This window comes from Promicromonospora panici (assembly GCF_900608595.1).
GTDB classification, from domain to species: Bacteria; Actinomycetota; Actinomycetes; order Actinomycetales; family Cellulomonadaceae; genus Promicromonospora; species Promicromonospora panici.
The window spans coordinates 68,655-84,615 of record NZ_UWYY01000002.1; the positions used below are offsets into that span (position 1 = coordinate 68,655).

Genomic DNA, 15,961 nt, shown 5'->3' on the forward strand with positions numbered 1-15,961 from the left:
CAGCTACCGGCCCTGCAGCGCCTTCGCGTTGTCGCCGAAGGTCCAGCCGCGCGACCCGTCCCAGTTGATCGACCAGGTCATCAGGCCTTTGAGGGACCCGTTGTACGCGCCGTACGCCTGCGACACGAGCGACGGCGCCATGTACCCACCGCCCGCGCCCTGCTGGGCCGGCAGACCGGGCACCTGCTTGTCGTAGGGCACGCGGATCGTGGTGCCCTGGATGTCGAGCCCCGCGTTCAGGCAGTCGGTCTGGGCCCTGAACCCCTCGACGGTGCCCGCCGCGTAGGAGTTGCCGGAGCAGTCGTACATCGACCCGTTGTAGTACTGCATGTTCAGCCACCAGAGCCGGCCGTTGTCGGCGTACTTCTTGATGATCGGCAGGTAGGAGCCCCAGATCGATCCGTACGTGACGCTGCCGCCGGTGACATAGGCGGTCTCGGGCGCCATCGTCAGGCCGAACCCGGCGGGCATCCCCGCAAGCACGCCGTCGATGATCCGGATCAGGTTGGCCTGCGACGTCGAGAGCTGAGTGATCGAGCCGCTGCCCGTCAGGCCCGTCTCGATGTCGATGTCGATCCCGTCGAAGTTGTGATCGCGCAGGATCGGCACGATCGTCTCGACGAACCGGTCCGCCACGGCCTGCGAGGACAGGTCGATCCCGGCGGTGGCGCCGCCGATCGACATCAGGATGGTCAGGCCGTCCTCCTTCGCGGCGCACATCTCCTCGGGCGTCGGCACCTGCACGCCGGAGTCCATGCCGTCCTCCCACAGCACCGTGCCGTCGGACCGGATCACGGGGAACGCGAGGGTCGCCACGTTGTACCCGTGCTGCGTGATGCGCGAGTCGGTGACCGGGATCCAGCCCATCCCGGGGTGCACGCCGTTGCTCGCGCCGTCCCAGTTCTCCCAGTAGCCCTGCAGCACCTTGCCCGACGGGCGCGGCCGCTGGGCGCAGTCGGTCGGCGTCGGCTCGGGGTCCGGCGTCGGGTCGGTCGGGTCCGGCGTGGGGTCGGTGGCGCACGCGCCGTCGTCCGTCCAGAGGCTCGGCGTGCTACCGGGCGCCCAGCCCGCGCCGACGTGCGCGGTGTGGGCGACCAGAGCGGTGTACCCGCGCCCGAGGTGCGTCACGTGGTCGCCGACGGCGTAGGTGCGGCCCTCGGTCCAGGTCGCCGCGGCGCAGTCGGCGGCAGCGGCGGCCACCGGCCCGGCCTGCGCCGACGACCGGGTCTGCGCGACGACGGCTGGTACCGCCAGTCCGGTGACGAGCAGTGCGGCGGCTCCTGCCGCCAGGAACGATGTACGCCGTCTCATGGCTCTCCCTCGGGACACGGACCTGACCACGCGGATATTTGTCAGGAACGCTAGCCAACTGGTGCGGCGCAGGGAATACGGGGAACCCACACCTAGACTCGCTGGGTGTTCCGACTGAATCCCGAGCAGCTCGTCTTCGTCACCGAGCGGCACCTCGCCACCCTCACCACCCTGCGCCCCGACGGGACGCCGCACGTCGTCCCGGTCACCTTCACCTGGGACGCCGACGCCGGGGTCGCCCGGATCACCACGAGCCGCAGCACCTTCAAGGCGCGCAACGCCGTGCCGGGGCCTGACGGCGCACTCCCGCGCGCGGCCCTCTGCCAGGTGGCGGGCGGGCGGTGGATCACGCTGGAGGGCACCATCGAGGTCAGCGACGACCCCGACGAGATCGCCGACGCCGTCGAGCGGCATGCCCGCCGCTACACCCGGATGGGGCCGAACCCGGAGCGCGTGGTGCTGCGGATCACCGTCGACCGGGTCATGGCCTCCACATACATGGCGTCCTGACGGCGAGGGTTGTGGGCGCGACCGTTGCGACTTCCGGTCCGGTTTAGGCGCAACGATCACGCCCACAGCCGAGTAGTTCAGCCGACCTGGGCCGACTCCTCGCCTGCCGGCATCTGCACGCTCACCACGTCGCCGCGCACGAGCTGTCGGCCCCGGCGGGTCTCGACGTCGCCGTTGACCCGCACCTCGCCGTCGGCGATGAGGTCGCGGGCCTGCGCGCCGTCCTCGGCGAGGTCGGCGAGCTTCAGGAACTGGCCCAGGCGGATGACGTCGTCACGGATCGGGACCTCGGGAACGGGCCCGGAATCGGATGCAGAGTTGGACACCACAGCATTGTCTCCCGCCCGCCGCCATAGACTGGCCGCGTGATCCAACGCATCGACCTGCGCGGCCGGTCCCTGGGCCGCCGCGCCCTCCGCGACGTCCTACCCCGTGCCGAGGTCGGAGTGGACGAGGCAGTGCATGCGGTCGAGCCGCTGCTGCGCCAGGTCCGGGAGGGTGGCGCGGCCGCGCTGCGCGAGATCGGGCTACGGTTCGACGGCGTGGCGCCGGAGCACCTGCGCGTCCCTGCGGCCGCCCTCAAGGACGCCCTCGACAGCCTGACGCCACTCGTGCGCGAGGGGCTGGAGGAGGCCATCCACCGCGTCCGCCGGGTGCACGCCGAGCAGCTGCCCGCCGACCACGTGACCGAGCTCGCGCCGGGCGCCGTCGTGCGGCAGCGGTGGATCCCCGTCCAGCGGGTCGGCCTGTACGCGCCGGGCGGGCTCGCGGTGTACCCGTCGTCGGTAGTGATGAACGTCGTCGCGGCGCAGGAGGCGGGCGTGCCCGGCCTCGCGGTCGCGTCCCCGCCGCAGAAGGACAACGGCGGCCTGCCGCACCCGACCATCCTCGCGGCGTGCGAGCTGCTCGGCGTGGACGAGGTCTACGCCGTGGGCGGTGCGCAGGCGGTGGCGATGTTCGCCTATGGCGCCGCGGGCAGCCAGGAGCAGGACGGCGAGATCCTGTGCGAGCCCGTCGACGTCATCACCGGCCCGGGCAACGTGTATGTCGCCGCGGCGAAGCGCCTGGTGCGCGGCGTCGTCGGGATCGACGCCGAGGCCGGGCCCACCGAGATCGCGGTGCTCGCCGACGGCACGGCCGACGCCGGGCACGTGGCGCTCGACCTCATCAGCCAGGCCGAGCACGACCCGATGGCGGCCTCCGTGCTGGTCACCGACTCGGTCGAGCTGGCGTCCGCGGTCGAGGCCCGTGTCCTGGACCTCGCCTCGGCCACCAAGCACTCCGTCCGCGTGGCGCGCGCCCTGGACGGCCCGCAGTCCGCGATAGTCCTGGTCGACGACGTCGACGCCGGGCTGGCGGTCGTCAACGCGTACGGCGCCGAGCACCTCGAGATCCAGACGGCCGACGCCGACGCGGTCGCCGCGCGCGTGCACAGCGCGGGCGCGATCTTCGTGGGCCCGTGGTCGCCGGTGTCGCTGGGCGACTACATGGCGGGCTCCAACCACGTGCTGCCCACCGGCGGCACCGCGCACTTCGCGAGCGGCCTGGGCGTGCACAGCTTCCTCAAGTCCGTGCAGCAGATCGAGTACACGCGCGAGGCGCTCGGCGAGCTCGCGGACCGCATAGTCGCGATCGCCAACGACGAGGACCTCCCGGCCCACGGCGAAGCCGTGAGAGGCCGCTTCCACTAGTCCTTGTTGTGGGCGTGATCGTTGCGCCTACGTGCCCCTTTTAGGCGCAACGATCACGCCCACAAACAAGAGCTGGAGCTCAGGCCGTGGGGCGTGGGGCGCGGAGGTGGGCGCGCTCCGCCAGTTCCGCCTCGTCGACCAGGGTCAGCATGGGCTGGCCTGGCGCGCACATCATGACCACCACGAACTCGGTCCGTGCGTCGTCCAGCGCGTTGCCGTCCTGGTAGTGGATCAGGTCGCCGCCCGGCTCCCAGAACGTCCCGCCGGCCTCGATGACCCGCTCGGGCTCGCCCTCGATCTCGAAGCGCACGGCGCCCTCGATGACGTAGCCGAAGGCGGGTCCGGAGTGCCGGTGCGGAGGCGTCCCCGGGTCGCCGGGCTCCCACTCGACGTGGACCGTCATCGCCGACGCGCCCTCGGGGACGGTGATCGGTGCGGCGTCCTGCAGCATCGTGGCCGCCGTCGTCCAGCCGGGCTGCCCTGTGCTCTCGCCGGTCCCGTGCATGTGTCCTGCGTGGTTCTCTGACACTGTCATGGTGCTGCGCCTTTCGTAGGTTGCCGTTCCCAGTGATGACCGGCCGCCCGCCGGATCTGTGACAGGCCGGCATCGGGTGAATACCGTGCAGAAGCATTGACACGGCCTGTCGCATACGCGAGGAATGTCGGGCACCTGCACGCGCTCGTCTTATCGCTGCCGTATCGAGGGAGCCCATAGATGTCACACCGGTCCAGAACGCCCCTGCTCGTCATAGCGGCCGTCACGGCATTAGCGGCGGCAGTCGCGCCGGCAGCCGTCGCGGTACCCCAGGCCCCGCCGTCCGCGGACAGGACTGACAAGACCGACCCCCGCGATGCGCTCGCCGAGAACCTCGTGCCGGCCGAGACCACGCCGCAGCCCGGCGTCGAGCGCACTCCGGCCATGCAGAAGCTGTCGCTCGGCCGCGGCAAGGCGGAACGCAGCTACCTGATCCGGCTGGCCGACGCCGCCGTGCCCACCTACGACGGCGGGGTCGCCGGGCTCGACGCCACCGCACCCCGCTCCGGCCGCACGCTGAACCCGTCCGCCACCCGCGTGCGCGAGTACACCGAGTTCCTCGAGGCAGAGCAGGACGACTTCGTCACCCGCATGGAACGTGCGGTGGGGCACGACGTCGACGTGCCCTTCACGTACCAGTACGCGGTCAACGGCGTCACCGCCGTCCTGACGCCGGCCGAGGCCGCGAAGGTGGCCAAGGACCCCGCCGTCGAGCACATCGCGCTCGACAAGGAGCACGAGCTGCACACGGACGCCGGCCCGGTCTGGAGCAACGCCGACGCGCTGTGGAACGCCGTCGAGGAGCTCGACCTGCCGGAGGACTACCAGGGCGAGGGCGTCGTCATCGGCACCATCGACACCGGTATCCACCCGGGCAGCCCCTCGTTCGCCGAGACCGGCGACGACGGCTACACGCACACGAACCCGCTCGGCGCGGGCAACTACCTGGGCGTGTGCGACCCGGCGAACACCGACCAGTACGACCCGGACTTCCCGTGCAACGGCAAGCTGATCGGCGCCTACGGGTTCCTGACCGACACCGACCGGAGCGCCCTGGACGAGAACGGCCACGGCTCGCACACGGCCTCGACGTCGGGCGGCGCCGTTGTCAACGACGTGACGCCGGCCGCACCAGAAGGAACGAACCCGCCCACGTTCGACATCTCCGGCGTGGCCCCGCACGCGAACGTCATCAGCTACCGGGGCTGCTGCACCACGGCGGGCCTGGTCGCCTCGATCGACCAGGCGATCGCCGACGGCGTCGATGTCATCAACTACTCGATCGGGTCCTCCTCGCCGTCGGACGCGTGGAACGACTTCGACACGATCGGGTTCCTCAACGCGCGCGCCGCAGGCATCTTCGTGGCGACCTCCAACGGCAACGACGGCCCGGGCTCCGCCACCACCGGCTCCCCCGCCGACGCACCGTGGATCACCTCGGTCGGCGCCTCGACCCACAACCGGCACGCGTTCAACACCCTCACGGACCTGACCAGCAGCGCGGGCCCGCTCGGCAACCTCACCGGCAAGTCCGTGAACGGGCCTCTGCCCGCCACGCAGATCATCGACGCGGGCTCCGTGGGCGACCCGCAGTGCACCGCGACCACCGGCCACGAGGCGGACTACGCCGACAAGATCGTGGTCTGCGCCCGTGGCGGCAACGGCCGCGTGGAGAAGTCGTCCAACGTCGCGGCGCAGGGTGCCACCGGCTTCGTCCTGACGAACGACGAGGCCAACGCGGGCTCGCTGCTCGGTGACGCGTTCGCCGTCCCCGGCGTCGCCATCAGCTACGCCGACGGCGAGACGCTGCGGGCCTGGCTGGCCGAGGGCTCCGGGCACACCGGCGCGATCTCAGGCACCACGTTCACGATCGACGACGCGCTGGGCGACACGATGTCCAGCTTCTCCTCGCGCGGGCCGAACCGGGCGGTCGACACCATAGTGCCGTCCATCACCGCGCCCGGCGTCGACATCCTCGCCGCGAACGGCGTGGCCGAGGGCGCGTACGATCTCGTCCAGTACGGCATCATCTCGGGCACCTCGATGTCCAGCCCGCACGTGGCCGGCGCCGGAGCACTGCTCACGCAGGCCCGCCCGAGCTGGACCCCGGCCCAGCAGCAGTCGGCGCTGATGACCACCGCGCGCACGGGCGTGGTGGACTTCGACGGCTCGGCCGCCACCCCGTACGAGCAGGGCAGCGGCCACATGGACATCGGAGCCGCCGCGCAGGCGGGCCTGCTGTTCGACGAGACGGCCGCGAACTACCTGGCCGCCGACCCGGCGGCCGGCGGCGACCCGAAGACGCTCAACCTGCCGTCCTTCGCGGACACCCAGTGCCTGGACACCTGCTCCTGGGAGCGCACGGCGGTCGCCCCGCCGTCGGCCCCCGAGAGCGTGACCTGGACGGCGACGGCGGTGGCCGACGACGGGCTGGCGCTGGACGTGGCCCTGTCCACCGGCACGGTCTCGCCCGGTGACTCGCTCGGCATCTCGGTCACCGCGGACGCGTCCGACGCGCCCGAGGGCGAGACGCTGTTCGGCCGCATCACGCTCACCCCGAGCAACCCGGACGTCCCTGCGGTGACCCTGCCGGTCGCCGTCGTGCCGTCCGGGGCGATCCTGCCCGACGAGGTCGAGATCAGCACGCGCCGGAACACCGGCTCGCAGGTCGTCAGCGACATCCGGTCCATCGCGGTGAGCGACTTCACCGGTTCGGTACGCGGTCTGGTCGAGGCCGACCTCCACGAGGGCTCCCTCAACCAGGACCCGACCAGGGACACGGCGTACGACGACCTGAGCCAGGTCCAGGTCACCACCCTGGAGGTGCCGGACGGCGCGACGCGGCTCGTCGCCGAGATCACCGAGGCCGAGGCGCCGGACCTCGACATGTTCGTCGGCACCGGCGACACGCCGAGCGAGGCGACCCAGGTCTGCGCGTCCACGACCGGTTCCTCGGCCGAGGCCTGCGACGTCCCCGACCCGGAGGCCGGTACGTGGTGGGTGATCGTCCAGAACTGGGGCGGCAGCACCAGTCAGCCGGACGCGCACACGCTCGCGACCGCCGTCGTCCCGTCCGAGGACCTCGGCAACGCCGGGGTGGCCGGCCCCGAGGGTGAGGTGCCTGTGGGCGAGCCGTACGACGTCCGCGTGCACTGGAACCTGCCCGACGCTGCCGAGGGCGACCTGTTCTTCGGCACCGCGGTGCTCGGCACGTCGCCCGATACGCCGGACGACATCGGCGAGATCCCCGTGCGCCTGACTCGTGTGGCCGACGACGTGACGAAGACCGCGTCGGTGGCCGAGGCGGGGATCGGCGACACGATCGGGTACGACGTCACCGTCGCGCCCAACGTGACGCCAGAGGACGTGACCTACACGGTCACGGACACCGTGCCCGACGGGCTGAGCATCGACCCGGAGTCGGTGACCGGCGAGGGCGTGGTCGAGGGTCAGACGATCACGTGGGAGGTGGACATGCCCACGCAGGCGGGCGCCGTGGGCGCCTACGAGGCGTCGACGCCGGCGGATGATCCGCAGTGTGCGGCTGCTTCTGAGTTCGTGGACCTCGAAGCTGAAGGCGTCGGGTTCAGTTCGCTCGACGGCGACACCGTGGCAGTCAACACGTTCGCGAGCATCGGACCGTTCTCGCACTACACCGAGCAGTCGCCGAACCTCACTGTCTCCGAAGATGGCCTGATCACCATCGCAGGCGGGTACGCCGGGGAGCCGTGGACGCCGCAGCAGGTGCCCAGTGCGGCGGCGCCGAACGGAATCATCGCGCCGCTCTGGTCGGACCTGGAGCTCTCGCTGGCGAACGACCGCGGCGTGCGCCTGGCCACCACTGTCGACAACCAGGCGGCAGTGGTGCAGTGGGACGACCCGTTCGTCTTCGGAGGCGACCCGACCGATCTGTCCAACTCCTTGGGCACGTTCCAGGCATGGGTCTACAAGGCTGTCAGTGACTCACGACCGGAGATCCGGTTCGAGTACGGCGACATGGGCACTCTCCCGGCATCGGCGACGATCGGGGTCGAGAACCTCGCGGGCACGCTCGGCACCGCCGTCGTCAACGCCGCTGACCCGGCGTCGGCCGTGACTGACAACAGCACCGTCTGCCTCGACTACATTGCGCCGAACTTCGACCCCGTCGCACTGTCGTACGAGGTCACGGTGGATCCCGACGCGATCACGGGCACGTACACCAACTCGGCCGAGCACGTCACGAACGACCCGTACGACGAGCTCGCCGTGGCGTCGGCCGACGTCGCCGTGACGGGGATCGCCGCGCCTTGGGACCGCAAGACCGTCTACCTGGCCGGCGACGAGGTCTCGTACGACGGTGCGGAGTACGTGGCGCTGTGGCGAACCCGCGGAGAGAAGCCGGGAGCCAGCCCATGGGGACCGTGGGCCGAGGTTGGGCCGGACGTCATCTGTGGTGACGAGACCTACCAGGCCTGGACCAGGTCGTGGGTCTACACCGGTGGCGAGGTGGTCGAGCACGACGGCCATCTGTGGGAGGCCAAGTGGTGGACCCGCAACCAGAAGCCGGGTACCCCGTGGGGCCCGTGGGAGGACCAAGGCACCTGCTAGGCAGGGCCTCATAGCCCAGGCGCTCAGGTCAGCAGATGACCTGAGCGCCTGAGCGACACATCACGGTCAGAAGCCGAAGGTCAGCAGGCGGGGCATCTCCGTGCCGTGGCGGCCCGCGTCGTGGACCGCACGGAGCACGGCGAGCTCGTGCGGGACCAGCGGCTCCGGGAGCGCGACAAACGGGAACCAAGCCAGTTCAGCCGCCTTGTCTCGCTCCTGGATCGACGGCGTGCCGGTCCAGCGGGTGACCTCGAACATGAAGTCGACGCGCTGCTCGATCGCCGGTCCCCCGGGCTCGCCACGGTGCAGGACCGTCAGCGGCCGGACGTCCTCCGGAGCCACGACCACGCCGAGCTCCTCGTGGGCCTCGCGCACGGCAGTGTCGATGACCGACTCGCCCTCCTCGACGTGGCCGGCAGCCGCGCACGCCCAGTACCCGTCGCGGTAACCGGTGCCCTGCCGGAGCTGGAGCAGCACTTGGCCCTCGCGTCTGAAGTACAGGTAGGCGGCCGGCACCAGCGAGAAGCGCTCGTGATCGCCCTCGCTGTAGCGGTCGGTCTCGGCCGCCGGCACGGGCGCCGCGCCTCCAGCATCAGTCACGACAGGCAGCCCTGCCCCAGCAGCGCCTTGAGGTCGCCGAACAGCGCCGGCGACTTCTCCACCCGTAGGCTGTCGGCGGCCCGCACCACCGTCTTCTTGCCGGGCTCGGCCACGGCGACGTGCACCTCCGCCGAACCGGGATGCGTGGCGAGCACCTCACGCAGCCGGATCATGACTGGCTCCACGGCCCGGCTGTGCGGCACGGTCACGGCCAGCGGTGAGTCCGACCCGACGGTGATGTCCGGCAGGGCCACCTCCATGGCCTGCAGCTGCATCGACTCGTCGCGACGGCGCACCTTGCCGCGCAGCACGACCACCTGGTCCTCCGCGAGCATCGTCGAGTACGCGAGGTAGGTCTCGCCGAAGAACATGACCTCGACGGCGCCCTCCAGGTCCTCGACGGTCACGGCGGCCCACGGGTTGCCGTTCTTGCTCATCTTGCGCTGCACGGAGGTGAGCAGGCCCGCCACGGTCACCACCGAGTTGTCCGGGCGGCTCTCGTCGGCGATCAGCGAAGCGATCGAGGTGTCAGCGGCCCGCTGCAGCACGTGCTCCAGCCCGGACAGCGGGTGGTCGCTCACGTACAGGCCGAGCATCTCGCGCTCGAACTGCAGCTTCTGCTTCTTCTCCCAGTCCGGCAGGTCCGGGACCTCGACGGAGAAGCCCATGCCCGCCTCATCGTCGGCTGCGCCGCCGAAGTCCGCGAACAGGTCGAACTGGCCCTCGGCCTCCTTGCGCTTCACACCGATCACGGAGTCGACGGCCTGCTCGTGGACCACGAGCAGCGAGCGGCGCGTGTGGCCGAGCGAGTCGAAGGCACCGGCCTTGATCAGCGACTCGATGGTGCGCTTGTTGCAGACGGGCGCCGGGACCTTGTCGAGGAAGTCCTGGAAGGACGTGTAGGCGTCCTTCTCCTCGCGTGTCTCCACGATCGCGTCCACGACGTTTCGGCCCACGTTCCGCACACCGGTGAGCCCGAACCGGATGTCACCCCCGACCGCCGTGAACTTGGCGGCGGAGTCGTTGACGTCCGGCGGCAGCACCGTGATGCCCATGCGGCGGCACTCGTTGAGGTAGAGCGCCATCTTGTCCTTGTTGTCACCCACCGACTGCAGCAGGGCGGCCATGTACTCGGCGGGGTAGTTCGCCTTGAGGTAGGCGGTCCAGTACGCGACGAGGCCGTAGCCGGCAGAGTGCGCCTTGTTGAAGGCGTATCCGGCGAACGGGACCAGGGTGTCCCAGACCGCCTTGATCGCGGCGGGGCTGTAGCCCTTCTCCTTGGCGCCCTTCTCGAAGTTGACGTACTCCTTCGCCAGCACCTCGGGCTTCTTCTTGCCCATGGCGCGACGCAGCAGGTCGGCCTGTCCGAGCGTGTAGCCGGCCATGATCTGGGCGGCGCGCTGCACCTGCTCCTGGTAGACGATCAGGCCGTGGGTCTCGTCGAGGATCTCAGCGAACGGCTCGACGACCTCAGGATGGATCGCCTCGATCTGCTGCTGCCCGTTCTTGCGCAGGGCGTAGTTGATGTGCGAGTTCATGCCCATCGGCCCGGGCCGGTACAGGGCGATGACGGCGGAGACGTCCTCGAAGTTGTCGGGCCGCATCTGGCGCAGCAGCGACCGCATCGCGCCGCCGTCGAGCTGGAACACGCCCAGGGTGTTGCCGCTGGCGAGCAGCTCGTAGGTGGCCTTGTCGTCGAGCGCGACGTTCTCGATGTCGACCGGGTCCTTGCCGTTCATCACGATGTTCTCGAGCGCATCGTCGAGGATCGTGAGGTTGCGCAGACCCAGGAAGTCCATCTTGATCAGGCCGAGGCCCTCGGACGTCGGGTAGTCGAACTGCGTGATCACCGCGCCGTCCTGCGGGCGCTTCATGATCGGGATGATGTCGATCAGCGGGTCGCTGGACATGATCACGCCGGCCGCGTGCACGCCCCACTGCCGCTTCAGGCCCTCGATACCGCGCGCCAGCTCGACGACGCGCTGCGCCTCGGGGTCGGTCTCGTGCACCTGGCGGAACTCCGCCGCCTCCGAGTAGCGCTTGTCCTTGGGGTCGAAGATCCCGCTCAGCGAGATGTCCTTGCCCATGACGGCGGGCGGCATGGCCTTGGTGAGCTTCTCCCCCATGGCGTACGGCATGCCGAGGAGGCGTGCGGAGTCCTTGAGGGCCTGCTTGGCCTTGATGGTGCCGTAGGTGACGATCATGGCCACCCGGTCGTCGCCGTACTTCTCCGTGACGTACTTGATGGCCTCCCCGCGCCGACGCTCGTCGAAGTCCACGTCGACGTCGGGCATGGAGACGCGCTCCGGGTTGAGGAACCGCTCGAAGATCAGGCCGTGCTCCAGCGGGTCCAGCTCGGTGATACCCATCAGGTACGACACCATCGACCCGGCCGCCGAACCACGACCCGGCCCGACGCGGATGCCCTGCTTCTTGGACCAGTTGATGAAGTCGGCGACCACGAGGAAGTACCCCGGGAAGCCCATCTGGATGATGACCTCGACCTCGTAGTCGGCCTGCTTGCGTACCGCGTCCGAGTAACCGTTCGGGTACCGGCGCAGCAGCCCCGCCTCGACCTCCTTGATGAACCACGAGATCTCGTCCTCGCCCTCGGGGACGGGGAAGCGCGGCATGTAGTTGGCCGAGGTGTCGAACGAGACCTCGCACTGCTCGGCGATGAGCAGCGTGTTGTCGCACGCCTCGGGAAGTTCCTTGAAGACCTTCCGCATCTCGGCGGCGGACTTCACGTAGTAGCCCGAGCCGTCGAACTTGAAGCGGTTCGGGTCGTCCAGCGTGGACCCGGAGTTGATTGCCAGCAGCGCCTCCTGGCTGGTCGAGTCCTCCTCGCGCACGTAGTGCAGGTCGTTGGTGGCCACGAGCTTCGCGCCGATCGTCCTGGCCAGCTCCAGGAGCTCCTTCGTCACCCGGGTCTCGATGTCGAGCCCGTGGTCCATCAGCTCGACGTAGTAATTCTCCTTGCCGAAGATCTCCTGCAGCTCACCCGCCTGCCGTACCGCCTCGTCCCACTGCCCGAGCCGCAGCCGGGTCTGGATCTCGCCCGACGGGCAGCCGGTCGTCGCGATGAGGCCGTCGGAGTACTTCTCCAGCAGGTCCCGGTCCATGCGGGGCCACTTGCCCATCTGGCCCTCCAGGGAGGCCAGGGACGAGGCCCGAAACAGGTTGTGCATGCCGGTGTTGTTCTTGCTCAGCAGCGTCATGTGCGTGTACGCGCCGCGCGCCGACACGTCGTCGGACTCCTGGCCCGGCTCGCCGTAGCGCACGCGTGTCTGGTCGAACCGGCTGGTGCCCGGCGTGACGTACGCCTCGACGCCGATGATCGGTTTGATGCCCGCCTTCTGCGCCTGAGCCCAGAACTCGTGCGCGCCGAAGAGATACCCGTGGTCGGTCGTCGCGATGGCGTGCTGGCCCTGCCGCGCGACCTCCTCCATGAGGTCGCCGATCCGCGCCGCGCCGTCGAGCATCGAGAACTCGGTGTGGACGTGGAGGTGGACGAAGTCGTCGCTCTTCGAAGCGGTGGCGGTGGGCATGCGGCGAGTTTAGATCGCCTCACTGACACTCCCGCACAGCAACGCCGAGCGGAACCTCACATCACTTGTACGCGCCCCGCACGACGTCCAGAGCCGCCGCGAGATCGGCCGGGTACTCCGACTCCACCTCGACCCAGCGCCCCGTCGTGGGGTGCTCGAAGCCGAGCCGGTGCGCGTGCAGCCACTGCCGCGTCAGCCCCACCTTGGAGGCCAGCACGGGGTCCGCGCCGTACGTCAGGTCGCCGACGAGCGGGTGGCGCAGGGCCGCGAAGTGCACCCGGATCTGGTGGGTACGGCCGGTCTCCAGGTGCACCTCCATCAGCGAGGCCGCCGACAGCATCTCGAGCGTCTCGTAGTGCGTCACCGACGGCTTGCCGTCCGCGGTCACCGCGAACTTCCAGTCCGCGCTGGGATGCCGGCCGATGGGCGCGTCGATGGTGCCTGTCGTCGGGTCCGGGTGGCCCTGCGCGAGCGCGTGGTAGACCTTGTCGACGGTGCGCTCCTTGAAGGCCCGCTTGAGCCCCGTGTACGCGAGCTCCGACTTGGCCACGACCATCAGTCCCGACGTCCCGACGTCGAGCCGGTGCACGATCCCCTGGCGCTCCGCCGCGCCCGACGTCGACATGCGGTAGCCCGCCGCGACCAGCGCGCCCACTACGGTGGGTCCGGTCCAGCCCGGCGACGGGTGCGCCGCGACACCGACCGGCTTGTCGATCACGACGACGTCGTCGTCGTCGTACACGATGCCCATGCCGGGCACGGGCTCGGCCACCACCTCGACGGCGGGCCGCTCCTCCGGCATGTCGACCTCGAGCCAGCCACCCGGGACGACCCGGTCGGACTTGCCCACCTGGCGCCCGTCGAGGCGCACGGCGCCGGCCTCGGCGAGCTCGGCCGCGCGGGTCCGGGAGAAGCCGAGCATCCGCGCCAGCGCGGCGTCCACCCGGTCGCCCGCGAGCCCGTCGGGAACGGGCAGGGTCCGCAGCGCCATCAGGCGGGGTCGCTCTGGTCGCCGTCCGGCTCGGCAGCCGGCTCGGCGTTCCCGTGCCGCTTCCCGTCCAGCCCGATCCCGCGCAGCGACAGCACAGCGATCAGCACCGCTGCCGAGACGACGGCGATGTCGGCGACGTTGCCGACGAAGAAGCCCGCGTAGTCGATGAAGTCCACGACGTGCCCGCGCGCGAACCCGGGCTCCCGCGCGAGGCGGTCCACGAGGTTCCCGACGGCGCCGCCGAGCAGCATGCCGAGCGCGACCGCCCAGCCGCGTGAGCCGAGCCGGCCGATCGCCCGGACGATGAAGACCACGACCACCGTCACGACGATGGTCAGGATCCAGGTGTAGCCCGAGGCGATCGACAGCGCGGCGCCCGGGTTGTAGATCAGGCGCAGCTGCAGCAGCTCACCCACGAGGGGAACCGGCTCGCCGCCCACGGTCAGGGCGGACTCTGCCCACCACTTGGTCAGCTGGTCGGCGGCCAGGACGAAGGCCGCGAGCACCGCCGTCCAGGTGACGAGCGCACGGCTGCCCGACGGCGCGGGCGTGGCAGCGGGACTCGACTCACCGTCGGTCACGGCGGGGGGTTCAGCGGGAGTAGACATCAGGCAAAGTCTCCCATGCCGCGGACGGTACCGGGCGCGCGCCGCCCGAGAGCCGAGTGGGCGCCCCGCGCGACGCCGAATGCCCACGGCCGATGCGCCCGCGGACAAGAGCCCTGATAACGCAGACCGAGCGGAATCGGAACAATCGCACAAAGCAGTAGGGCCCTTTCCCAGTAATCCCGGGAAAGGGCCCCACCAGATGCAGCTCTACCGCAAAGTCACCGCTCGACGGCAGTCAATTGACGCAAGCGTCAGTTGCAGGCCGCGTACTTGGTGAAGTTGCCGGTGTTGAACAGGTTCAGCGGGCCGTCCCAGTGCCACGGCGCAACGCACACGTTGTTCAGGATGTTGACCGAACCGTCGCCACCGAGCTCGTACTCGCCGTCGTTGCAGGCCTCGTAGTCGGTCACGTTGGCGGTGCTGCCCACGTTGCCCGGGCCCTCCCAGTACCAGGGAGCGACACAGACGTCGTTCAGCGCGTTGAAGCTGCCGTCGCTCTCGATCTCGACGACCTCACCGGCGGTGGCGACCTCCTCGGGGACCATCGCACCGTCGACGCCCACGGGCGCCTCCGAGGTGCCGTAGCCCTCGAGCACGTCCAGCGCACCCTCGGCGCCGACGACGCCCAGCGGGTTCGTGGTGCCGAGCACGTCCGCCGCAGCGGCAGCGCCGTCGGCGACGTTCGTCGCGCCGTCGGCGATCTCCGTCGCGCTGCCGGCGGAGGGTGCGCTGATCAGCTCGGGCTCGTCGCCCATCACCATCGCGCTCGCACCCGATGCCGCAGCGACGACCAGACCGGCCGTCATGACCGCGGCTGCCCCTGCACGGCAGGTTGCACGGAATCCTCGGATCATTGTGTTTCCCCCTCGAATAGCTCCGTCGAAATAGCGGTGAAGCACACGTGTGTGATTCACCTGGACGAGCATCCGGTGAGAAATTCACCCTGTCAATCGGAACGTGACCTGGCCCACTCGGCGGTCCTGGAACGAAATACGACATTCCAGGACCGAACTCCGAGTCATTGCACCAGGAATGCCCCTAACCCAGACATCACAGCATTGATATCCGGGCTGGGGATCCGCCGGCGTCAGCGCCGGCGGCCGGTGCTCAGGCTCCGCGTCGTTCCTCGCGCGCCTTGGCCTCGACCGAGAGCGTGGCCCGGGGGAAGGCCTGCAGCCGTGCCTTGCCGATCGGCAGGTCGGTGAGCTCGCACGTGGCATAGGTGCCCTTGCGGATGCGGTCGAGCGCGTGGTTGGTCTGGTCCAGCAGGTCACGCATGTTGTTGACCAGCGTGAGCTCCTGCTCGCGCTCCAGCGCGCTCGAACCGTAGTCGGCCTGGTCGTCGCCCGCGCCGTCGCCCGAGTTGCGCAACAGGTCCGACAGCTCTCTGTCGGCCACGTGCAGCTCGCGCTCCAGCCGTTCCTTGTCCTCCAGGAGCAGGGCGGCCAGCTCTTCGGCCTCACGCAGGGTCCAGGGTTCTTCACCATCACGGACGGGGAACTTCTTCACGTCCCGTGTCAGGTTCGGGAACTCTTGCTTGATCGCGGCTCGCGTCGCAGTCGAGATCTTGGTCATGG

The 15,961-nt window shown here is 70.0% G+C and carries 12 protein-coding genes; 3 read left to right on the plus strand and 9 right to left on the minus strand.

Features of this window, described 5'->3' with window-relative positions:
• Positions 1-3: 3 nt before the first annotated feature.
• Positions 4-1,311 (minus strand): carbohydrate-binding protein, encoded by a 1,308-nt coding sequence (locus EW117_RS02185; RefSeq protein ID WP_129783241.1) that lies wholly within the window; start codon positions 1,309-1,311, stop codon positions 4-6.
• A 105-nt stretch (positions 1,312-1,416) separates the two neighbouring features.
• Here EW117_RS02185 and EW117_RS02190 point away from each other — a divergent pair, with 105 nt between their 5' ends.
• The gene (locus EW117_RS02190; RefSeq protein WP_129783243.1) at positions 1,417-1,821 is read left to right on the plus strand and encodes a pyridoxamine 5'-phosphate oxidase family protein; all 405 of its coding nucleotides are present in this window, start codon (positions 1,417-1,419) and stop codon (positions 1,819-1,821) included.
• A 77-nt stretch (positions 1,822-1,898) separates the two neighbouring features.
• Here the strand turns inward: EW117_RS02190 and EW117_RS02195 are convergent, their stop codons facing one another.
• Positions 1,899-2,150, minus strand: a complete 252-nt coding sequence (locus EW117_RS02195) for an RNA-binding S4 domain-containing protein (protein WP_129783245.1) — start codon at positions 2,148-2,150, stop codon at positions 1,899-1,901.
• A gap of 36 nt (positions 2,151-2,186) precedes the next feature.
• On the opposite strand from EW117_RS02195, the gene hisD reads away from it, so the two are divergent.
• Positions 2,187-3,512, plus strand: a complete 1,326-nt coding sequence (gene hisD, locus EW117_RS02200) for a histidinol dehydrogenase (protein ID WP_129783247.1) — start codon at positions 2,187-2,189, stop codon at positions 3,510-3,512.
• 79 nt (positions 3,513-3,591) lie between these two features.
• On the opposite strand, the gene EW117_RS02205 is transcribed toward hisD, so the two are convergent.
• The gene (locus EW117_RS02205) at positions 3,592-4,047 is read right to left on the minus strand and encodes a cupin domain-containing protein (protein ID WP_129783249.1); all 456 of its coding nucleotides are present in this window, start codon (positions 4,045-4,047) and stop codon (positions 3,592-3,594) included.
• 180 nt (positions 4,048-4,227) lie between these two features.
• On the opposite strand from EW117_RS02205, the gene EW117_RS02210 reads away from it, so the two are divergent.
• Positions 4,228-8,637: a S8 family serine peptidase gene (locus tag EW117_RS02210; RefSeq protein ID WP_129783251.1), complete on the plus strand. Its 4,410-nt coding sequence runs from the start codon at positions 4,228-4,230 to the stop codon at positions 8,635-8,637.
• Positions 8,638-8,703: 66 nt separating this feature from the next.
• Here the strand turns inward: EW117_RS02210 and EW117_RS02215 are convergent, their stop codons facing one another.
• The 6 genes from EW117_RS02215 to EW117_RS02240 all read right to left on the minus strand — a co-directional run bounded on the left by EW117_RS02215 (position 8,704) and on the right by EW117_RS02240 (position 15,959).
• Positions 8,704-9,237 carry an NUDIX hydrolase gene (locus tag EW117_RS02215; protein WP_242504035.1) on the minus strand — a complete coding sequence of 178 codons (534 nt, stop codon included), beginning with the start codon at positions 9,235-9,237 and terminating at the stop codon, positions 8,704-8,706.
• Positions 9,234-12,785, minus strand: coding sequence for a DNA polymerase III subunit alpha (gene dnaE / locus EW117_RS02220; RefSeq protein WP_129783253.1), 3,552 nt, complete (start codon positions 12,783-12,785; stop codon positions 9,234-9,236). The genes EW117_RS02215 and dnaE overlap by 4 nt, the downstream gene beginning before the upstream one ends.
• A 61-nt stretch (positions 12,786-12,846) precedes the next feature.
• Complete coding sequence (locus EW117_RS02225; protein WP_129783255.1) at positions 12,847-13,776, minus strand: RluA family pseudouridine synthase; 930 nt, start codon at positions 13,774-13,776, stop codon at positions 12,847-12,849.
• Positions 13,776-14,384, minus strand: a complete 609-nt coding sequence (locus tag EW117_RS02230; RefSeq protein ID WP_165362414.1) for a signal peptidase II — start codon at positions 14,382-14,384, stop codon at positions 13,776-13,778. Before EW117_RS02230 ends, EW117_RS02225 begins: the two co-directional genes overlap by 1 nt.
• A gap of 251 nt (positions 14,385-14,635) precedes the next feature.
• Positions 14,636-15,190: a hypothetical protein gene (locus EW117_RS02235; protein WP_129783257.1), complete on the minus strand. Its 555-nt coding sequence runs from the start codon at positions 15,188-15,190 to the stop codon at positions 14,636-14,638.
• 301 nt (positions 15,191-15,491) lie between these two features.
• Positions 15,492-15,959, minus strand: coding sequence for a TraR/DksA family transcriptional regulator (locus EW117_RS02240; RefSeq protein ID WP_129783259.1), 468 nt, complete (start codon positions 15,957-15,959; stop codon positions 15,492-15,494).
• Positions 15,960-15,961: the final 2 nt, after the last annotated feature.